Source organism: Okeania sp. SIO2B3 (genome assembly GCF_010672525.1).
Taxonomy (GTDB): Bacteria; Cyanobacteriota; Cyanobacteriia; order Cyanobacteriales; family Microcoleaceae; genus Okeania.
In genome coordinates, this window is record NZ_JAAHGH010000020.1 from 1 (window position 1) to 22,354 (window position 22,354).

Consider the following 22,354-nt stretch of genomic DNA (forward strand, 5'->3'; position numbering starts at 1 on the left):
GCCGTTCGAGATATTTGCCCGTTCGAGATATTTGCCCGTTTCAGATATTTGCCCGTTCCAGATATTTTGCCGTTTCAGATATTTTGCCGTTCGAGATATTTGCCCGTTCGAGATATTTGCCCGTTCGAGATATTTTGCCGTTCGAGATATTTGCCCGTTCGAGATATTTGCCCGTTCGAGATATTTTGCCGTTCGAGATATTTTGCCGTTCGAGATATTTTCGGGACAGGCAGGATGGAGACAGGCAGGATGCCTGCTCCCACTTAACTTACCACTTATATTCATTCCGCCCCTCAGCAATGCCTGCATTAACTAAGTCAAAAGTCAGAATTCAAAAGTCAGAAGTAAGAAGTTATTTTTGTAACGGGAATTTGAGCAAGGCTCCAAAAATATTGCGCCTTAAAAGGCAGGGTTTTAGACCCATATTATTTTGATAAGAATTTTTGCTTAGTTTTGATTCGGTGGTTTTATTGCGATATTCGCAATAAAAATTTTTGCTTACTTCTACAACATTTGCTTTTGTTGCGTATGGCGCAATAGGAATTTTTGCTCAGAATTTGCTTTTGTTGCGGATGTCGCAATAGGAGTTTTTGCTCAGAATTTGCTTTTGTTGCGGATGTCGCAATAGGAATTTTTGCTCAGAATTTGCTTTTGTTGCGGATGTCGCAATAGGAGTTTTTGCTCAGAATTTGCTTTTGTTGCGGATGTCGCAATAGGAGTTTTTGCTCAGAATTTGCTTTTGTTGCGGATGTCGCAATAGGAGTTTTTGCTCAGAATTTGCTTTTGTTGCGAATGTCGCAATAGGAGTTTTTGCTCAGAATTTGCTTTTGTTGCGGATGTCGCAATAGGAGTTTTTACTCAGAATTTGCTTTTGTTGCGTATGGCGCAATAGAAGTTTTTACTCAGTGATTGCTTTTGTTGCGGATGGCGCAATAGGAATTTTTACTCAGTGGTTGCTTTTGTTGCGGATGGCGCAATAGGAATTTTTACTCAGTGGTTGCTGCAGAACAGTAACTATTGGACAATAGATAGAACATCAATAATCTCGAAATAGAGCGATCGCTTGGCAGTGCAGAACAATAACTATTGGACAATAGATAAAACATCAATAATCTCGAAATAGAGCGATCGCTTGGCAGTGCAGAACAATAACTATTGGACAATAGATAGAACATCAATAATCTCGAAATAGAGCGATCGCTTGGCAGTGCAGAGCAATAACTATTGGACAATAGATAAATCATCAATAAATGGTGAAACAGAGCGATCGCCAAGAGGAATTAATACCCTGGGAAATCTAGCTAGTCTTTATTTCAATGTAGGCAAATCAAACGGAACATAATTTTAAGTTTCAACTAAAGATTTGTTTTCTTGTTGAGTAGGTTTGATTGGTTTGGAAATAATTTGTCTGCCACTAGCAGCTTGTTTTTTTTCTAAATCTTCAACCATAGCGTGTAAATTATAATTAAAGGATTTAGCATATTTTTCTCGGTATTTATAAATTTCTGCTAATACTTCGTCATGCCACATAATTTATTTAATCTCCTATTAGTTCCAAAGGCGTACAAATAGTTGGTAGAGGATATCCAAATTCCGGCGTTGCTGAATGGTAATGATTTTTAGATTAAGTATCAACGCAAAACATAAGTTTTTCAATTTTACCTTCAGCTACTTAGCATTACATTTTAGCAAAGCCATAAATGGTATTGAGTAATTAGATTTTTATCAGGAGCGATCGCTTTCTATTTCCGTTCTTAAAAAGTTTCTGTTTCTACCTGTTTTGACTCTGGAAAATTATCAATAAGTTGTTTTAGTTCCTCTTTTCCAGACCAAGCATTTTGATTTTTATATATTATTGATATTGATTCATAGAATTTTTTCCAAAGAGGCAAAGTATCAGGATAGGTATTTATAGTTTCTTGAAACAATTCTTTCAGTACAAATATACAGTCTATAAGTTGATCGTTTTTTACTATTTTCTCAAGCAAGTATTTAATATTCTCATCTGTAAAAATTGGAATAAAAGGTATAATATGTTTTGTTCCATTGTTCCTACCAGATGCATAGGAACGAGAACCAAGAAAAATGTCTATATTCAGTTGAACTATTTCCTGCGCAAAAATAGCACTCTCTTTTTTGTTGGTTTTTGCCATCTTTAATCCTCTAATGAAAATTAAATTTCCTTCATATTCATTGATGTAATTGTTTTTATAAACAACTAAAATATCATTTTTAATCTCTGGTAATAAATGAAGCACGAAAATCCCATAAAATATCAAAATTGCTTTTTCTTCTTTTATAAAAGACTTAAATTTTTCTCTTATATGTTCAGGACAGTCACCCCAAAACCTATCATCTATGTTAAAAAGAATTGCTAAATTTTGTATCCTATCATCTTTAGTCATACCTAGAATATTACTGAGTTTTTCTCTTGCCAAAGATTCAAAAACATTTCTGTAATTTCTCACTAAGCACTCTATAACTAATTGATAATTTTTTATTATCCTTGGCCTATTAGAAGGAATATCTAGAAAGAGAACTTTTTTCAGAGAAAGCAGAATAATATTGGCTAAATATTTTTCAGAACCTACTAAGAAATGTCTACCACTTAAGAAATTTTTCACTCCCTCTATATCGTCAGGAAAATACAAACCTTCCACATCTTTTTCTAAAGCTTCCCCTGCTGCTTTTCCAATAATAGGAGGTTGACTAAGCAAAACTTCTATGGCAGTTCTAATATGTGTACGAGCTAATTCTGGAGTAGGTTGAAATAGCAGTCCTTCAGAATCTAAAACAGGATGAGCGCAACGATGTCTATCTTGTTGAATTCTATCTAAATGTTCATACTCTAAATTAGTAATCATTTTAACTTCGTCACTAGCATCTTTTAAAATATTTCTTTCCCAACTTGCCACTTGCTTTTTATCGGTATTATTTCTAATTTTATCTATTCTTTCTATACTTTTTTGTGCTGCTTCATCGCGATAAGTTTCAGAAATAATCCTAAATTTTTGGTACAGGTCATATACAACAGCAATCCAAATTGAAACAATCGCAGAACGATAAGCTCCGGCAGAATAAGACACGATAGCTTCACCTGCATAGGCACGAATATTATCATTTTCAATTTCTAGTAAAAGTGCTTCTAGATCGGCTAATTGACTATAACTTCTCATTTGATATTTCATAATTTTTGATTGACAAATATAGCTTAACTTATTTTATATTACTTATAATCTTTACCTTCAGCTCTATCTATACCCCTTAACCTTGTCTTCCTACCAGTTAAAATTTCTAATTTTTGCCAAACTTCAGCAGAGGTAATTTGATTTAAAGGTAAACTTTTTGAATTAGTCATTGCAGTAACTACTCCTAATTGCCTGACCTTGATAAATACTGATTAGTTTCTCATTTCATATTTGATTAAATTAAATTTCTTCAGTTTGTATTATTTCTAATAAACAAGTATAAAAAATTTGAAAACTTTTAGAGCTATTTTTTGTGGGGTTCATCTGGGGAGCAATATCTCTTGCAGCTTTCAATTTTTGTAATCCTCCTTGATGATAACCTGCTTTTTGAAGTACCCTTTCTAAGGCTTCCCAAGTACCACCTTTAATATCATCGGGGTCACGATATGTAGCTTTTTCACAAATATTTTTAGAGACTTTAGGATAAGCTTTAGTCACAGCTTGAATATCTCCAAAAAACCAAGCTTCTAATTCTTCAATCATTATCCTATTAATTAACTGATATTTATTTTTCTTTTGACCTTTTGCTAAAGATTTTGTAACAAATCCAGCATCTACAGCAATTTTTTCTAACTTCCGTTTTAATTTTTGACAATCTTCATTATCTTTATCTACTAGAATTAGGATTCTATAATCATTAGGTATCCATTTTTTATATCCTTTTAATCGTTTCGGTAGTTTAGAAAGTAAATCTTGTTTCCCCTGAAAAGAATGAGTGTCAAAAGTTATCGAATCGCTCAGAATTTTTGGCAATAAATAACTGAGAGCTTCCTCCGTTGATAAATCTTCCACTAGAAATTCAATATGCAAAGTTAACTACTCCTATAATTATTGATTTCTAGGTTGATTTTTGCGTGGGGCACCTTGATTTTTTAAAGGATTTCCAACTTCAAAAAAGTCTTCCATCCATAAATCACCTAAAGACGCTCCTTCTTCCACAAATTCTTTAATTCCTGGCATTTCATCAGTACGTTTAGCTTGAGTATAGCCATTTTTATCTCGATAAAGTACCCATAACTCCTGTGGTTTTAGCCCATCAACAAAAAATGGAGAATGAGTTGTCACCATCAGTTGAGTATTAGCTGAAGCAGCGCGACATTCTTCAGCAAGTTCTGGTAATAAACGAGGATGTAAATGATTTTCTGGTTCTTCAATACCAATAAGTTGTGCTGGGTCTGGATCATGCAATACAGTTAGATAAGCTAACATTTTCAATGTGCCATCGGAGGCAAACTTAGCTAAAATTGGTGTCGCAAAAGGAGCATCTTTTATTTGTAGTAAAAGTCTGCCATCTTGCATAATTGAAGCAGCAACTTTTTCTAAGCGTGGAACTCGACAAGAAAGAATATCAAGAATTTTTTCAAGTCGTTCTGGATGTTGTTCTTTTAGATATTGAATAACATTAGGTAAATTATCACCTGTTGGAGATAATCTTTCTTGGGCACCTGCTTCAGGAATGCTGCGAGTATTATCTGCAGTTAAATAGGAAAGATGCCAACCTGTAATAAATTTTCTTAAGGCACTAACACGAGGATGTTTAGCAAATTGTCCGAGAGTACTTACTGCTAAAAATTCAGCAGATTCTAGCTTTTCTTTGATGCGGTTATCATCTTTATCAGGCTTTTCCCCAGTAGTTACTTCGCCTTCGCCTTCTTTAAAGTCTAAAAACTTAAAAGGTTTTCCTCTTTCAGCTCTTCTCCATTGCAGCCATTCTTCAGCAACATAAGGACCTTTTATTCTTTCAGCAATGGCAAGATGATATGTAATTAAAGGCGATTTTTTTGTTTCTCGATATTTGAGTTCAAATACTATATTTCCTTCAGTATCTCTAGTTCGTAGTTCTCGAAATCTACCTCTTTTTTCCCAAGCTTTTCTCAATCCATCTGTGAAACATTCTGCTAAAAATGCAAAGACATCAAATATTGTAGATTTACCACTACCATTTGGACCTAAAAATACAGTTAATGGGGTGATTTTTTTTAGTTCTAAGTCACGCAGAGCGCGATAATTTTGCACTCGTAGATATTCAATTCTGGGAATAGATTGTTTGGGCATTTTTTCAGATAAATTTCCTTTAATAATATTAAGTTTGCTCTGTTTAAATTTCTCACAATTATCAAAAGTATAATTGGCAGCTTTCAAGGGAAGTCTTTAAATTTAATATTAGACATCTCCAATAATAAAAAATAAAATCAATTATCGTAGATAAATCATCAATTATTTCCCTCTACTCTGTAGGGACGTTGTATGCAACATCCCTACTTTTCCGGAGAAGTTTATTTTTTACTCAAGATTGAAAAGCGTCTTAGCACTTGAGGGTGTTTGGCTAAGTATAACATTTGAGAAAAACTAAATTTTTTTGGGGTTAATATTCATCATAATTAAATATCTGTTATAGTTGTGGAATTTCTCAGATATCTATTTTGACAATAAATTTTGGGCAAGAAGAAAGAATTAGGATACAATAACTGGAGTTTTCCAAATAAGTTCTTTTTAGATATAGCGTTTTCAAATGAGATATCAAACAAGAGTTGGTTATTTACTAACAGTAAAAAGTCCGGCAAACCTTCTTACTTGTTGTCTGTTGCCTGTTGCCTAAAAGCAACCAGGTTTTTTACGCAACTAAAATGAAATTACTATAACTTAGGTTGCCTACTTTGACACTCCCCGCGTTCTTCGCGACGGGGATTCTTGGTTTGCTGGCGCAACGCTGCGCGAACATCGACTCGCCATCACTTGACAGGCCGAAGCCAACCAAGCCAGAGGGCAAATCTCCCGCAAGCGTATTAGTTTCCCTGTGCCCCAAGGTACTGAGCGCTTTTTTTAGGATGTTTTTGGCTGCATTAATATCTCTATCTTCTACATAGCCACAATGAGGACAAATATGAGTTCTAGTTGATAGAGACTTTTTAACTTTCCCACCGCAATTAGAACAATTTTGAGAAGTATTTTGTGGCGATACAGCAATAGTTAATTTGCCGTACTTTCTTCCAAAATGTTCTAACCATTGTCGAAAAGTTGACCATCCAACATCACTGATTGATTTGCTTAAATGTCGATTTTTTATCATGCCTTTAACATTTAAGTCTGCCTTCGGCACGCCGCTCCGCGTCTACGTAGGCTATCAAATCGTTAGATTGAATCACGGAATATGCTACTCCCTGGCAATATTCTTTTCGCTGCCTACTTACTCTTAAATGCTTTTTGGCATATCGACATCTGGCTTTATGGTAGTTTTTAGACTGCGGTTTTGCGCCCTTTTTGTACTTCTTAGATTTCTGTCGATTAGCACGGTTTAACTTCTTTTCCGATTGCCGATAAAACATTGGATTTTCTACAGTATTGCCATTACTATCTGCTAAGAAATATTTGATGCCAACATCTAAACCGACTGCTTTTCCTGTTGGCTCAGTTTCAACTTTGACATTTGCTTTAATAGCAAATTGGCAATAATAACCATCAGCACGTTTTATCAACCTAACCCGTTTAATCTGGTCTAGTTGATAATAGTTAAGGTCATAAGTTCCCTTCAACTTAAGCTTACCAATACCTTTTTTGTCCTTGAATGTAATCGCTTTCCTATTCTCAGATATCTTCCAGCCAGACGTTTTATATTCTAAAGAACGGCAGTACTTTTTGAATTTAGGATAACCTTTTTTACCAGGTATTTGCTTCTTGCAGTTATCGTAAAATCGACTAATCGCACTCCAAGCTCTTTCTGCCGCAGACTGTCGAGCCATTGAATTTAGTTCATTAACAAAAGCAAATTCTTTAGCTAATACAGCGCAATGTTTATTAAGGTCATATTTGCTTACACCTTTATTGTCCATCCAATACCTCAAGCATTTATTTTGAATGAACTGAGATGTCCTAATTCCCTCGTCTATTGCACGATATTGGACTTCTTTTGCTTTCACTTTAAACTCATAAATTATCATAGCCCGACCTTACCATCTTTATGCTTGGTATTATAGCATAATTGACTGAGAAAATGTTAAGAAAAGCGAAGTATTTTTTGTTAAGATAAGATATTTAACGGCGACTAAAGTCCTCCGTTCGCTTTTCATCCACGCGCTGAAGTGACGTGGTTTTCAAGAAGAGCGAACTTTTCTGATAAAAAATTGAAAATTTTAAATTAAATGACTTTTATAGAATTATTTAGTCTGGCTTTTTCTGGATTATTTGCGGGTGTATTGGCTGGATTTTTAGGTATTGGTGGTGGTACTGTTCTGGTACCTTTATTAGTAACATTAGGATATGAACCAATACAAGCAGTTGCTACTAGCAGTTTATCTATTATAATTACGGCTACTTCTGGTAGTTTTCAAAACTGGAAAATGGGATATTTAAGTATTAGTCGAGTGCTAGGAATAGGATTTCCGGCTTTGATTACTGCTCAGTTAGGGGTATATTTTGCTAATTTATTTCCTTCTCGTTGGTTGTTATTTGCTTTTGGATTATTTCTAGCTTTGAATATCTATTTAGTGGAGTTTCGTAAACAAATAACGATGAAGAAAAAGCAAGAGGAAGAATTACAAAATAATCGGCAGGAAAATCTTCAAGTCAAAGCAGAAAATACTAATCATCAAGATTTTGTCGTGGAATTTATTTTGCCATTTACTCCCCATCCTTTACCACTAATGTTTGAGAAAATAGTTAAAGAAGTAAATTATAAATTTCCAGAGAAATATATAAAGGTTATTGCTAGGATTATTACTGGTAGTTTGGCTGGATTATTAGCAGGTGTGTTTGGTGTGGGAGGGGGTGTAATTATGGTACCTTTGCAAATATTATTATTGGGTGAAAGTATTAAGGTAGCTATTCAAACTAGCTTAGGAGTGATTGTAATTACGGCTTTTTCTGCTTGTATAGGTCATGCAATTAGAGGCAATGTTTTATGGGAACCTGGAGTATTATTAGGATTTGGTGGTTTATTAGGAGTTCAATTTAGTACGAGGTTTCTACCTAAATTACCAGACAAAATTATCAGTTTAGCTTTTCGTGGATTATTAGCAATTCTATCAATTTATATTTTTGGGCAAGCAATTATGAATAATTAATAATTATTAATTAATAATTAATAATTAATAATTAATAACTGGAGAGTACAAAGTTCTCCCAAAAAACGATTTGTTTTGAAGACTGAAAGTATTACTGACAAAGGCTTACAGTACTTACAGCTGTGAATAAATTTTTTTAACCTTTAGACCGCTGAAAACCTTAGCTAACAATAGTTACTACAAGAAATTTGCACTGTCTAGTTAATAATTAATAATTAAATAATTTTGGTTTAAAGCCTCCCCTTTTAAGGGGAAAAAAGCGGTCGATCTTCGCAGCTTCCCGAAGGATGGGATGGATGGGTTTCCTAACCATATCCAATCGACTAAGAGAAGAAATAATATTTCCTTATATTCAATTCCGTAACGGTTAAAACCCGAGGTAATTATCCATTATCAATGGCTTTGTTGCATGAAAGTATATAGCTGCGACTAGACTCCCGATATGTACTTCATAATGCGCGGAAACTGCTGTAACTATTGGACAATAGTTAAATCAAATATGAATCTGCTGAAACTGAGCGATCGCTTGACTGTGACTGTATATAAATCAAAATAACTATTGGACAATAGTTAAATCAAATATGAATCTGCTGAAACTGAGCGATCGCTTGACTGTGACTGTATATAAATCAAAATAACTATTGGACAATAGTTAAATCAAATATGAATCTGCTGAAACTGAGCGATCGCTTGACTGTGACTGTATATAAATCAAAATAACTATTGGACAATAGTTAAATCACACATTAATCTCCCTCAACTGAGCGATCGCTTGACTGTGAGCGTATATAAATAAAAATAACTATTGGACAATAGTTAAATCACACATTAATCTCCCTCAACTGAGCGATCGCTTGACTGTGAGCGTATATAAATAAAAATAACTATTGGACAATAGTTAAATCACACATTAATTTCCCTCAACTGAGCGATCGCTTGACTGTGAGCGTATATAAATAAAAATAACTATTGGACAATAGTTAAATCACACATTAATTTCCCTCAACTGAGCGATATAGCTACCGCTAGGCTCCGCCAACGCTTGAGTAAGGGACTAGCAAAAAAATAGCTTACCAGATCGTCTTTTGTGCAACAAAGCCATTATCCATTATCAATTAATGAAAGGAGATTCGGTGGTATATGAGGTACAAATATTAATGTTTAAATCTCTGTAGTGCGGGCATTTTGCCCACTATTACTGTACCTGACTGAGATGAAATTCTCTATAAGATATATTACTCCCTATTCCTTATTCCCTTTAGGTCATTTTACATGACTATAATCTTTGTCTCCTATTCGGTTTTCACCTCTTAATTTTGTCTGTTTACCAGTTAATTCTTCTAATTTTTCCCGAACTTCAGCAGAGGTAATTTGATTCAAAGGTATATCTTTTTGATTTGCCATAGCTGCTGCTACTCCAATTGCTTGTCCTTGATAAATACTCATAGTTTGAATTCTTGCTACTGCTACAGCAATTCCTATATATCCAGATGAGCGTCCGACAACTGCTAAATTATTCACATTTTTAGCTAAAGCACTTTCAATTCCAAAGTTATATCTCGGTAGAGGTAAATAATTAATACCTAAACCTTTAACGCCACCTCGAAAATCAAATTCATAAGAAAAAGTACCAATGGAATTTTCTGCTGAAGTTCCTCCTTGAAGAATTTCTTTTCCTGTCAATGGATCGACAACATCCATAATATTTAAACTATGTCTAATATAAACTTCTGAAGGTAAAATTACTTTGACATCTTTCCCTGACATTTTTCTCAACCAAGCTTCAAGTTCCTGCATTTCTATAATCATTTCTTGAGTTGGTTTAAAGTTATTCAGTTCTATTTCTCTCACTTTTTGACTGTTATATTTAAACAAAAATCCATTCAAAGATAATTCCCGTTGACCCACACGACAAATATTCAGTTTATCAAATAAGAATATTGATGATAAATCTAGATTAAATGAGTGTTTTCTATGAATGTGATAAGCCCCTCCTAGAGCAATACTTCTGTTAATATAGCCGTCTTTATATGTTTTAATTATTGGCAATCTAAATTTTGCCAGGGTAAATTCAGCATTTGTTGGTGTTTGGTCTGCTTGAATTTTTGCCTTAATTTTTGTCATTTTTTGACGGTTATACAGTATTTTTGCTTCTATGTTTTTGAATTCGTAAATACTTAAACCAGTCACTGTAGGAACAATAGAAGTTGCGATAGTTTCATCCCGTAGTTTGGGATTTTGTGATGCAAATCCTACAGAGTAAGATACACCAGCTTTTCTTGCTAATTCTGCATCTTGAGTGGTGTCTATAAATGCACCAGCTTTGACTCTAATATTTGTGTCGTTTATCTGTACAAATTTAATTTTTTGATTTTCGACATAAGGTGTAATTGAAGCATGAGAAATAACTACAATTCCTGCCTCTTCTAACATTTCTTTCATTGCTTTTATTCCTTTGTCTGGAGCAACACAAGCTTCGACAACTTTTGCTTTTTTCAAAAAGTTAAGAAAGCACTGAGAGTATGGTCGATTTTGCCAACCTGGTGTTTTATCATAGTCTAAATAAGCTAATCCACTTCGTGTTAGTAAACCACCTAGAGGTGCATTTTCAGAATTGGAACGTATTAGTACAATTTTACCTGTATTTCCTAATGTTTTTTTTGCCCAGATAGCAGCACATATTCCTTGGAGTTCATCTCCATAAATTACGATGTCGAAGTTTTTATAAGTTTGTAGTGGAGGTTTTGGTGGTTTAGATAATGAAGGTGTAGGAGTTGCAATGGCGAGTGAATTATTGCTGGTATTTGTTGTTGTTAATTTCTGCCAAAATGTGGAGATGAAATTATTACTAACTTGAGGTAAGTATTGAGCAGCGCTTAATGGAATTAATGAGAGAAGTGCTGTGATTAAAATTAATTTTTTTGAGGACTCAGAAGACATAAGGTTTTGAGTATTCAGAGAAAATAATACTTTTCAATATTGATTGACATGAAAAAAAATCAGCCAAGTGATACTTAGCTTGCTTAATTTTTTGCCTGACAAATTTTACCTGTATAACTATACCACAGCACTTTATATTGCTAATATCAAGTAACATTAATTAACCGCAATGTAGGGACGTTTTGCTAACGCAAAGCTCCGCTAACGCTACGCGACATGTTTGCGGAGCATTCCGGAACGGAAAACGCATTTTTGTTATGCAACGTCCCTACCAGGTTGAGTAAAGATTGTTTATTACAGTTATTTAATGAGACATCATATAAGATTAAAAATTTTCAGTGGTGGTTCATTGTAATTATTGTTGTTGCCAGACACGGTAGTGGGAGCATCTTGCTCCCTCGCTGGTAGGACCGCTAGAGCAGGATACTCGCACTAGGTATTGCTTGTTCCTATTTAGCATTACGGGAGCAGGACTAATATCATGTCCGCACTTTATCGTTTGTGTAAACCCAAGGGCGAATATCTACAGGAAATTTAAGTTTTTTCTCCCTCTTTGTTGTTCCTTGTTCCCTCTTCCTTGTTCCTTGTTCCTTCTTTTTATCGTTTTTGTAAACCCAAGGGCGAATATCTACAGGAAATTTAAGTTTTTTCTCCCTCTTGCTTCTTCCCTGTTGCTTCTTCCCTGTTGCTTCTTCCCTGTTGCTTCTTCCCTGTTGCTTCTTATAGAAACTTAATTAATTCCTTTCTAGCTTCTTCATAACGTTCTTCCAATAGCTGCACTAAATGCTCAATATCTGCAAAATCTTGATTTTTTGCCTTAGCTTCCAACTGTCGGCAAACCTCTACTACACCTATAGCTCCTAAAGTAGCACTACCACCTTTGAGAGTGTGAGCAGAATGTTTCAAACCTTTAGCATTCTCTTCGGCGATCGCTTGTTTAATTTCTGTAAGACGTCGGGGTGCTTCCCGGTCTAAATATAGATGTGTCATTTTCTTGACTAAATCAGGTTTAGTTTCTGCCATAGACATAATCATTGCAGTTCGATCGAGTATTTGAGTGTTGGAAGTAGTATCGTTAGCATTAATCTGAGTGTGTTTTGTTCCCCACTTTTCTAGTATTTGTTGCATAAGTTGAATTTTTACCGGTTTGCTAACATAGTCATCCATTCCTGCTTTCAAACATTCATCTCGATCGTCTTCCATCGCATTAGCAGTCATGGCAATAATTTTCGGGCGTGTTTCTGATGGCAACTGCTTAATTATTTCGCGAGTAGCTTCTAAACCATCCATTTCTGGCATTTGTACATCCATAAATATAATGTCATAATTTTGTTTTTTAGAAGCTGCGACGGCATCTTTACCATTATTTACTACATCAATTTTGTAGCCCATTTTTTCTAATATTGCTACAGCAAATTCTTGATTAATTACATTATCTTCTGCCAGCAATATTTTTAAAGGTAGATGTTCTGCTAATTTCTGGTTAATTTGCACTTGTTTTGCTGGTTGTTTGTGATATGACTGTTTAACAGTAGCAAAAATATCCACTATAGTTTTCAACAAAGTAGACTGTTTAACGGGTTTAGAAATATGGGCGGAAAAAATTTGATTTATCAAATCAACATCTTCATTATACTTCCCTAGAGAAGTTAGTAAAATTAGTGGTAATTCATTTTGAGATTTCAATTTTCGCAATTCAAAACCTAGGGTCAAACCATCCATTTCTGGCATTGCCATATCGAGAATTGCTAGATCGAATAAGTCTCCTCTTTCTATCCATGAAATTGCTTCTTTACCATTATCTGTAGCAAAAGGTAACATTTCCCATTGTTGACATTGCCAGATTAAAATTTCCAGATTAGTTTGATTATCATCTACTAATAATACTCGCTTATTTTTAATTTCTGGAGTTTGTTTATTTAGATATCGTTTTGGTTGTGCTGGAGCTGCTTTAGTTTGGATAGTAAATGAAAATTTACTACCTTTGCCAACTTCACTTTCAACAGAAAAACTTCCTCCCATTAATTGGACTAAACGACTGCATATAGCTAACCCTAAACCTGTACCTCCATATCTACGAGTAGTGGAAGAATCTCCTTGAGAAAAAGGTTTAAATAAACGACTAATTTGTTCTTCATTCATACCAATTCCTGTATCGCTTACAGAAATATGTAGCCTCATCTTTTTATTATTAGTATTGGTTCTATTACTATTGTTCTTTTCTTGTGAAACTCGAATATAAACTTCTCCTGATTCTGTAAATTTAATTCCGTTGTTAACCAGATTCATTAAAATCTGATTAATTCTAGTTTCATCACCAATAATATAAGCAGGAACATTTGGGTCTACTAAGTATAATAAATCAATATTTTTTTCTTCAACTTTTATTGCCAAAACATCATAAACATTTTCAATACAGGCTCGAATATCTACAGGTCGATTTTCGATGTCTAATTTGCCAGATTCAATTTTTGAGAAATCAAGAATATCGTTAATTACAGTTAATAATGTATTTCCACTAATATCTATAGTTCTGACATATTTGTGTTGTTCGGGAGTAAGTTCTGTTGATGCTAATAGTTGTGTCATTCCTAAAACTCCATTCATAGGAGTTCTTACTTCGTGGCTCATTGTTGCTAGAAATTGAGATTTTGCTCTAGTCGCTTGCTCGGCTAATTCTTTTGCTTGTTTTAGTTCTTCTTCCCCTTCTTTACGTTGGGAAATATCACGACTAACTCCGATAATTCCGATTAGTTTTCCTTCTTCATTTAATAAAGGGCTAATCAAAGTATCAACTGCATAAAATGAGCCATCAGGATATTTTAAAACTTCTTCATATTGATTAGTTTCAGGTGAATTTAGTATTTTTGCACAGTGAAAACGACTTGTTTCAATTAAATCTGGAGAGAACAAATCTAAATCTGTTTTTCCAATAATTTCTTCTCTACTTTTACCTAAATATTGCTCAAAAGCTTTATTACAAGCTAGATAAGTTCCATTCTCATCCATATAATATATGATATCTGGAATTGAATCAATTAACACCCGCAATAATTTTCTTTCTTTTCTCAGTTCTTGTTGAGCCAGCCTGGTTTCTGTAATATCATTAGTTACAGTCAATATATACTTTTCACCATCAATTTCTATGACTTCTGCTGATAATAAAACTGTTTTTATTACACCATCTTTAGTTTGAATATCAAGTTTATAATTCCGAATTATTCCTTTTTTTTCTAAGAGATTCAATAAGTTACGTTCTGAAAAATTTGGCAAAAGATTCAAATCATCTACTGTAGAATTAATTACTTCTTCTAGAGTGTAATTTGTCAACTTCAAGAAACTTTCATTGACTTCAATATATTTTTGGTCTTCAAGACGTTTAAGAGTAATTGCATGATAAGTGCTGCGAAAAGCTGTAGAGAATTTTTCTTCTGATATTCGTAGCTCTTTAGTCCTTTCTTCCACCCGCTGTTCTAGTTCTTCATTTGTATTTTTTAAAGCAGTAAATGACTCCCTGAGTTGCTCGATCATTTGATTAAAAGATTGAGCTAAAATTGCCAGTTCCTTAATCCAAAATATATTAAGATGTTGGTCTAATTTACCATTAGCAATTTCTTGAGAAATTTGGCTCAAATTTTGAATTGGTTGTGTAATCGAACGAGTAGTACAATAACCGAGAACTACAGCAGCTACTAATGCTAAAATCAATAATCTAATTGTGCCCTGAGTGTTCTGATTAATCTCTTCTAAAAAGTCTGATTCTGGCTCTACTACCACAATCAGTAATTCCCAATCACCTTGCGTTTTGATGTGATTTATTTCAACAAAATGTTTTTCTTCCTCTATGGAAATTTTTAAGCTTTGGTCTTGATTAATTGCCAAAAAATTACCAAAATTATCTAGTAAATATTGAGCTGTTTCTCTAATTAATGGATTTCTACTATTTATTGCATGAATTCTTTCTATACCATTAACTGTTACTTTAAATGGTAATTCTTCTCCTGAAGTTGCAAATAGTTTTCCGGAATCATCAACAATAAAAACTTCCCCTTTACCAGATTTATTAACCTCTAGATCGCGCAGAAAGCTACTTAATGAAACTAAACTTAAATCTGTTGCTAGTATACCTTGAATCTTTTCTGTTTTTGTGTAGATAGGAACCATTAAGCTAGTAACTAATATCGGTCGTCTAATATCCGCATAAATGGGAGACCAAATAGGTTCACCAATTCTACCCGATTGTTTTTTACTAACATTTTGAATAACTGATTGATACCAAGGACGAGTACGAGGATCGTACTCTTTGCTCTCAATAAAATCTCCCTTTTTGCCTTCTTTATTTAACTGATAAAATGTTAATCTTGGGATTTTTGGTTTGTCTAAAATCCAGAGAATTCCTGTACCATCTTCTTTTTTTTCAACCCCAATAAATTCTCCTTGTTCATTTGCATAGTAAATAAAAGGAACTGACTCGTATAGTTGTACTTGTTCCCATAAATAGCGTTGAAATTTGGGAAAATCTTCTAAATTTAGTTCGCCAGTTTTTACTGCAGAACTATGAATTTTCATAAATAAATATGGAATCTTTGTGTAAGTTTTTGTCCGTTCTTCTACCCGACTGCTAATTTCTTTTTGGAGCTGATTAACAATTTCATTAACTGCTGCTTGGCTATTAACTAATGACAACCATCCTAATATGCTAATAAAAGCGCATATTTGTAATGCTACTGGTAAAGTAAGAACCAAACGTAATGGCAGTTGTTTTTTAATTATGGGATGAAATAGTTTCTTAAATTTTGCCATGATATTATACTAAATCCGGTTAAACAGTTATAAAATGGTTAAGTATCTAGGAGTCAGGAGTCAGTCCTCAGGAGTCAGAATGAATAGATTTAATACCATTTTTGATGTTGTAAATTATATTTTTCGTCAAATAGACTTTCAGATAAAATATGCGCGATGGTGCTGATTATTCGTAACATTCTTTTTTCATGTATGGTATTATACCAAATTAATAAATGTTTGCTACAAATAATATTATGTTCAGTAGAAAAGTTATAATCAGGCTCTTCATTAATGGATAATTGATAATGGATAGTTACCTCTGGTTAAAACCGTTACGGAATTGAATATAAGGAAATATTATTTCTTCTATTGATCGATTGGATATGGTTAGGAAACCAATCCATCCCACCCTACGGGAATCTCCGAAGATCGACCGCTTTTTTCCCCTGGAAAGAGGAGGGTTTTAACCTAAATTATTTAATTAATAATTATTAATTATTAATTATTCGGTAGTTGACCTTGAGCAATTATATAAGTATTGCAAAGGTTAAAGCAAAACTACAAACAAAAAATTTATTGTCAAATACCAAAAGACGTAGTGCTATATAGAACCAATTTGATATCTATATAATTATGCTAGTCAAGTCTTTTCGCGCATCAATTTTGAAGAAAAATCATCTGAAGGAGTGTTGAATTTTTTGTATTATTTCTCCCCACATCTTCCCTCTTTCTTCTTCCCCTCCTGGGAGGGGTTAGGGGTGGGTTGTCTCCTGTCTCCTGTCTCCTGTCTCAAAGCTAAAAAAATTTAATATTTATGAAGATACGCTTAGGGGTTCTATATATGAAATTTGCTGCATAGGTATGTTTGTCAAATAATCAACAAATATTTTTTAATCTAAACATTACTGTTAAATTTAAGTAAGTGGTTATAAATAAGTATAAAAATTTAAGACGTATACTTCAGGCAAAGTGAAATATTTTTTAATCAAAATTCCATGTTTTTTTCCTCTTTTAAGCATTTTTTATTTACAGCAATTTTGGAGTTTATGACTCAAAAATGCTGTAATTTTTGTAATTTTACCGAAAAATTATGGTCTAAAGCCTCCCTTTTTAAAGGGATAAAAAAAGAGACTATTAGTTATGTTCAGCCTCCTTATTCCAGAGGTACTGATAACTAAAATGAACAACTTACTTAGCAAGTCAAAAGTGTGCCAGTTAATGGGATATTTACACACGAAAAATTAAATTTTCTATCGACACAAAAACAACAGAATGATTACTACCCATTGCTGACGTTTGACTTTTGACTTGTAACTATTTTTAACTAGCTATTAGCTTTTAGCATTTTTAGGGCTGGAAAGTGCCAGCTTTGAGGTCAAAAAGGTTCAAAAAGTTAGCATAAAAGGCTCACTAAGACAGAAAAATTAACAGACTATTTTTCCGACTACCTCCTCTATAACTCCCATTCCTCCTGACTCCTGACTCCTACCCTTACCAAAAGAGTTATTCAGCAAACCCTATTCAAGAACTCATTGCATTAGCACGAGCAGCAGCAGCTTCATCTGGATGAATATTCAAACGAGTTAAATTCACCCGACCTTTAGCATCAATTTCTCGTACCTTAACAATTACTTCATCTCCAACTGCTAACTCATCTTCAACTTTACCAACACGATAATCTGCAATTTGAGAGATATGAACCATTCCTTCCTTTCCTGGAAACACTTCCACAAAAGCACCAATAGGAATAATTCGAGTCACACGACCAACATAAACATCCCCAGCATTCAGTTTCTTGGTCATACCTTGGATAATATTGCAAGCTTGTTTAGCCTTTTCGCCATCAGTTGCTGCAATAGTCACGGTGCCATCATCATCAATATCAATTTTGACACCCGTTTCCTCAGTAATACCCTTAATAGTTTTACCACCAGGTCCAATCACTAAACCAATCATGTCTGGACTAATCTTAAATGTTAATAGTCGCGGTGCATAAGGTGACATATCTGGACGAGCTTGATCGATAGTACCAAGCATCTTCTCCAAAATATGTATCCGTGCAGGTTTAGCTTGATGAATTGCATCAGAAATTACTGTTAGAGGCAAACCTGTAATTTTCATATCCATCTGCAAAGCTGTGATACCACTATCAGTACCAGCAACTTTGAAGTCCATATCACCCAAGAAATCTTCTATACCTTGAATATCTGTGAGGATACGAACTTCATCATCTTCTTTAATTAAACCCATAGCTGCTCCACTCACAGGTTTCGTAATCGGAACACCAGCATCCATTAAACCCAAAGTCGAAGCACAAACGGAACCCATAGAAGTCGAACCATTTGAAGAAAGCACCTCTGAAACCACTCGAATAACATAGGGAAAAATATCCGCTGTTGGTATAACTGGGTTCAACGCACGTTCAGCTAAAGCACCGTGACCTATTTCACGACGACCAGGCGATCGTAATGGTTTGGTTTCTCCTACAGAAAAAGGAGGGAAATTATAATGGTGCAGATAACGTTTTTCGTCTTGTGGATGTAAGTCGTCTGCCAATTCTTGAGCATCACCAGGTGTTCCCAGAGTTACAGCAGACATTACTTGAGTCAAACCTCGATTAAATAGAGAACTACCGTGGACTCGTGGTGGCAAAACTCCTACCCGACAAGAAACAGGACGTACCTCATCCAATTTACGACCGTCAACCCTGATACCTTCATCAATAATTTGTTTACGCATCAGTTTTTTGGTAACGCCCTTAAAAACGTTCCCTAATGCCATACTATCTGATTCAATGAATACCTTTACTGGTTCCTCTTCAGGTAATTCAGCGATCGCTTCTGCAATAGACTCTTTAATTGCATCGAGTTTTTCATCACGCTGATTTTTATCCAGGTCGTATTCAGATAATATCTGTTTGATAGAATCTGTTGCCTTGTCTTTGATATAGTCTTCTAAAGTAGGGTCTACTTCAGGAGCTTCCGACTCAACAAGTTCTATACCCATTTCCGCAATAATTTCTCGTTGAGCTTGAATAAGGTCACAAACTGCTTCATAACCAAAATCAATTGCCTCAATAATATCTTGTTCCGGTAACTGATTTGCCCCTGCTTCTACCATAATCACCCCTTGAGGAGAACCAGCAACAACCAAATCTAAATCACCATTTTTGACTTCACGGTAAGTTGGATTGATAATAAAATCGTCTCCTACCAAACCTACCCGCACTGCTGCCATTGGGCCATAAAATGGTAATTGAGCTAGTAATACTGCCACAGAAGCACCCGTCACAGCTAGCACATCTGGTGGCACTTCTTCATCCATGGACAAAGTTGTGGCCACAATTTGAATATCATTTCGTAACCAACTAGGAAATAAAGGGCGTAGCGGCCTATCAATCAAACGACCAGTAAGTGTTACTTTTTCTGGTGGGCGACCTTCCCTACGCAAAAAACCACCAGGAATTTTACCACCAGCGTAGAGTCTTTCTTCGTAGTCCACTAAAAGAGGCAGGAAATCTATTCCTTCTCTACCTGGGGCAGTGGTGGCCGTCACTAACACCGCTGTATCTCCTGACTCTATCATCACGGCACCACCAGCTTGAGGCGCAAATAAACCAACTTTTAGTCTAATATCCCGTCCATCAAAGGATATGGATTTGTCTATCTCTTCCATCCAGTTTTTTTTCCTTCTATATTCTTTCGCTTCTTTAGGAAATCGTAGCATTCTTAATGGGGCAATTTGAAGTCAGAAGTCAGAAGTCAGAAGTCAGGAGTCTTTTGAGGTCTAGTAGTTGGCTGACACTCCTTAAATTTTGCATGAGAAAAAAAATTGTCAAACCTTGCCATAACAAAAGTTATACGAAAAAAGCTAATGATGGATAGTGAAACTTTTCTTCCCCATGCGGTTAATACATTTTCTGAAGCATCCCTCCATAGACGAGCCTGGGGAAAATTTCATTGTCGGCAACACTTGTTTGTATGGAGCAACTGGAGGAGTTTTTTTAGTTAACGGGCGAGCGGTTTGTAATGCGCAATTCGATGGCGAAAGCGCTGCTTGTGGAGGGTGTGGTTGTGTTTGGTAGGTGATTAGTGGGGGGTGGGGGTGATCGCTCCAACAAAGCAGGCCAAAGAGTCATGGTAAACTAATAGTCCGCTTTGTTTGTTTTTGGTGTCCTAGAGACCAAACCCCTTCTGCCAATAATTTAAAGAATGCTAGTCCACTTTTATTTGTCCTCTCTGAAAAAGGTTGATTTTAGGGGGATTGATAAATGTGAAATTTTGTGCTGTTCTGAAAAAAAGGTTGATTTTAGGGGATTGACAAAAGTTATTTTATGTAGTGAGAGTTTAAAAATATATATTGATTGGGTGACAAAAAAAATATTTAGGGGTTGACAGAAGCTTAAATCGCAGATAAATTTTAGATATATGCCACTTAACTTAAACTTCAATGTTGGGAGGTACTTGCTTTTAACATCATTTTTGTGTCTCTGTTGGGGCGATCAATGTTGTTGAGCAAGAGTCGTCGGTTGGGGCTAGTAGTTGAGAAATCCCACTTTTTACCGAAAAATTAGGTTTAAAGCCTCCCCCATAAGCGGGCGACTTTCTATATCTATACTATGCTATAATTAAGATGGGTCATGTACCCGCCTTGTCTCATAAATACTGTAGAAAAGAAGATTAGGTCGAAACTCCTTCAGTTGAGAGCAGAACAAGGGAAGCCTTCAGGTCAATAAGCAGCTAAAAAGAGAAGGCACAAATAAACATCTATAAGAATTCTTGATTAAGTCGCGGGAGGGCATTCCGAGACTCGTGCGCGGACGCGGAGGCAAGCGTAACCCACCCCCATCCCCTCCCGGGAGGGGAGCAAGAGGGGTGGGTGCAGCAGTCTGTGAGACGTCAACCCGCCGAGGAGCTATGGCTCGGTAGGAATCCCCGCGCCTTTAGGCCAGGGAGGATGTCAAGAGGATTTTCTACCTTTGCTTGGTTTGAGCAATTGTTTGCGCTCAATAAGATGCTTTGAGGTCAGTTTCGGGTTTACCCAGAAGAGTAAAATTAGGATTAAAGGAGAACACACATGGAAATGCAATATGACGAGTTCCATCAGGTAACAGAAGTCGTGAGAAAATTCAACGGACTCACGAAACCAGAACAGTGCCCGCGCAATTACACCCAAGAAAGCTTCAGTAATGATATCAAAAAACTTTCTTCTAATATATGCTACAATTCAGTTCAGTATTACACATATTTGTCCGGGATTTTTCAAGTAGTCCCAAACAGCCTGACTCAAAATACGGTTATCCCGTGCTTTTTCATCGAAGGCAAAACTAACCCCATCACAAATGCGGAGCAATTAAGTGACTTAACTGCAGGATTTGCGCTGATATTTACTGGAGCCGATACAGAAGGCAAGCCTAGGGAAAAATATGTCGCGCATGTCATGGTTACATGCGGTTCGTCCATTGCAATGGGATCAAATAATGGGATGCTTATCCCAGTGGCTTCTTGGGTGGCATTGAATCTTAATAATTATGTCAAATTTGATGATAAGGGAGTTGCAACAAACCCAACAAATAAGAACATTTTAGGGTATGTATATGCTACTAAACTATGTTTTTTAAAATGTATAAACCCAGGAGGCTGTACGTGCAATAACCTGGTGGTGCCAAAGTAAGCGTGTCGATTGCTTGTAGAAAGAGAGCATTGCAAGTGCCTTGCCCTATTATCCATGGTGCAATCGCGCGGAGTTGCTTAGTGCAATCGGGATTGCCGTAGCTGTAATAGCCGTAGGTTGGGTATAACGAAGTGAAACCTAACATAAGTTACCTTTATTCGTCACCTAATGTGGGGAGCAAAATGAAAATTATGATCTCTTGGGTTGGGGAAGCGAGCGGATAGCAATCATCACGCAGATTGAATTCAGTGTTGAATCAGAAAAGGTCGGATATCTAATCAAACCAGCCTATTCTCCCTAAACACAGCCAATTCCTCCACATTCAAGTCGGCCTTACTTCTGAAGTGGGCAAACAAACTAACCACTCTCCAAAGCAACCTCTCTGACAATTCCCCTAACCCCAACGCGAGATAAATTTGCTGTGCTGTCTCCTCAGCACTAACCGCATCCTACTGAAAGTCATCCAGGAGCTTAGGGAAAAACACCTCAACCACTCGAAGCTCGGTATCACTTAGATTTGAGCAACCGGTCACTTTTGTATTAAGACCTTTTAATACAGAAGTGACCGCCTCTATTAGCTCTCCCCACACCGCATAAATGCTTATCTTTTCACCAAGATAACCAGCCAACTTAGAGACCTGGCCAGCA

Annotated in this window: 12 protein-coding genes and 1 pseudogene; 2 read left to right on the forward strand and 11 right to left on the reverse strand. The window is 35.6% G+C overall.

Going from position 1 to position 22,354, the window contains the following annotated elements:
• The 8 genes and pseudogenes from F6K15_RS16700 to F6K15_RS16735 all read right to left on the reverse strand — a co-directional run.
• Positions 1 to 285, reverse strand: a 285-nt coding sequence (locus F6K15_RS16700; protein ID WP_293062577.1) for a hypothetical protein, incomplete at its 3' end; no start/stop codon positions are given.
• 701 nt (positions 286 to 986) lie between these two features.
• Positions 987 to 1,232: a hypothetical protein gene (locus F6K15_RS16705; RefSeq protein ID WP_293062578.1), complete on the reverse strand. Its 246-nt coding sequence runs from the start codon at positions 1,230 to 1,232 to the stop codon at positions 987 to 989.
• A gap of 112 nt (positions 1,233 to 1,344) precedes the next feature.
• Complete coding sequence (locus tag F6K15_RS16710; protein WP_293062579.1) at positions 1,345 to 1,530, reverse strand: hypothetical protein; 186 nt, start codon at positions 1,528 to 1,530, stop codon at positions 1,345 to 1,347.
• 224 nt (positions 1,531 to 1,754) lie between these two features.
• On the reverse strand, positions 1,755 to 3,188 hold the full coding sequence (locus F6K15_RS16715) for a hypothetical protein (RefSeq protein WP_293062580.1): 1,434 nt from the start codon (positions 3,186 to 3,188) through the stop codon (positions 1,755 to 1,757).
• A gap of 38 nt (positions 3,189 to 3,226) precedes the next feature.
• Positions 3,227 to 3,358, reverse strand: coding sequence for a hypothetical protein (locus tag F6K15_RS16720; protein ID WP_293062582.1), 132 nt, complete (start codon positions 3,356 to 3,358; stop codon positions 3,227 to 3,229).
• 70 nt (positions 3,359 to 3,428) lie between these two features.
• Positions 3,429 to 4,058 carry a DUF4276 family protein gene (locus F6K15_RS16725; protein ID WP_293062584.1) on the reverse strand — a complete coding sequence of 210 codons (630 nt, stop codon included), beginning with the start codon at positions 4,056 to 4,058 and terminating at the stop codon, positions 3,429 to 3,431.
• A gap of 18 nt (positions 4,059 to 4,076) precedes the next feature.
• The gene (locus F6K15_RS16730) at positions 4,077 to 5,390 is read right to left on the reverse strand and encodes an AAA family ATPase (RefSeq protein WP_293062586.1); all 1,314 of its coding nucleotides are present in this window, start codon (positions 5,388 to 5,390) and stop codon (positions 4,077 to 4,079) included.
• A 472-nt stretch (positions 5,391 to 5,862) separates the two neighbouring features.
• Positions 5,863 to 7,186: pseudogene (locus F6K15_RS16735) on the reverse strand (RNA-guided endonuclease InsQ/TnpB family protein).
• A gap of 201 nt (positions 7,187 to 7,387) precedes the next feature.
• On the opposite strand from F6K15_RS16735, the gene F6K15_RS16740 reads away from it, so the two are divergent.
• Positions 7,388 to 8,308: a sulfite exporter TauE/SafE family protein gene (locus F6K15_RS16740; protein ID WP_293062588.1), complete on the forward strand. Its 921-nt coding sequence runs from the start codon at positions 7,388 to 7,390 to the stop codon at positions 8,306 to 8,308.
• Positions 8,309 to 9,571: 1,263 nt separating this feature from the next.
• Here the strand turns inward: F6K15_RS16740 and F6K15_RS16745 are convergent.
• The 3 genes from F6K15_RS16745 to F6K15_RS16755 all read right to left on the reverse strand — a co-directional run bounded on the left by F6K15_RS16745 (position 9,572) and on the right by F6K15_RS16755 (position 19,708).
• Positions 9,572 to 11,248, reverse strand: a complete 1,677-nt coding sequence (locus tag F6K15_RS16745) for an FAD-dependent oxidoreductase (protein ID WP_293062590.1) — start codon at positions 11,246 to 11,248, stop codon at positions 9,572 to 9,574.
• Positions 11,249 to 11,968: 720 nt separating this feature from the next.
• A complete protein-coding gene (locus tag F6K15_RS16750; protein ID WP_293062591.1) occupies positions 11,969 to 16,051 on the reverse strand; it encodes a response regulator in 4,083 nt (1,360 codons plus the stop codon).
• Between the two features lie 1,503 nt (positions 16,052 to 17,554).
• Positions 17,555 to 19,708: a polyribonucleotide nucleotidyltransferase gene (locus F6K15_RS16755; protein ID WP_293062664.1), complete on the reverse strand. Its 2,154-nt coding sequence runs from the start codon at positions 19,706 to 19,708 to the stop codon at positions 17,555 to 17,557.
• A gap of 1,401 nt (positions 19,709 to 21,109) precedes the next feature.
• Between F6K15_RS16755 and F6K15_RS16760 the strand changes: the two genes are divergently transcribed.
• On the forward strand, positions 21,110 to 21,706 hold the full coding sequence (locus F6K15_RS16760; protein ID WP_293062592.1) for a hypothetical protein: 597 nt from the start codon (positions 21,110 to 21,112) through the stop codon (positions 21,704 to 21,706).
• Positions 21,707 to 22,354 lie beyond the last annotated feature (648 nt).

Excerpts from the sequence above, each read along its gene's own strand:
- F6K15_RS16745 (WP_293062590.1), bottom strand. The coding sequence starts at position 11,248 with ATGTCTTCTGAGTCCTCAAAAAAATTAATTTTAATCACAGCACTTCTC.
- F6K15_RS16760 (WP_293062592.1), top strand. The coding sequence starts at position 21,110 with ATGGAAATGCAATATGACGAGTTCCATCAGGTAACAGAAGTCGTGAGA.
- F6K15_RS16720 (WP_293062582.1), bottom strand. The coding sequence starts at position 3,358 with ATGACTAATTCAAAAAGTTTACCTTTAAATCAAATTACCTCTGCTGAA.
- F6K15_RS16740 (WP_293062588.1), top strand. The coding sequence starts at position 7,388 with ATGACTTTTATAGAATTATTTAGTCTGGCTTTTTCTGGATTATTTGCG.
- F6K15_RS16715 (WP_293062580.1), bottom strand. The coding sequence starts at position 3,188 with ATGAAATATCAAATGAGAAGTTATAGTCAATTAGCCGATCTAGAAGCA.
- F6K15_RS16755 (WP_293062664.1), bottom strand. The coding sequence starts at position 19,708 with ATGGAAGAGATAGACAAATCCATATCCTTTGATGGACGGGATATTAGA.
- F6K15_RS16750 (WP_293062591.1), bottom strand. The coding sequence starts at position 16,051 with ATGGCAAAATTTAAGAAACTATTTCATCCCATAATTAAAAAACAACTG.
- F6K15_RS16710 (WP_293062579.1), bottom strand. The coding sequence starts at position 1,530 with ATGTGGCATGACGAAGTATTAGCAGAAATTTATAAATACCGAGAAAAA.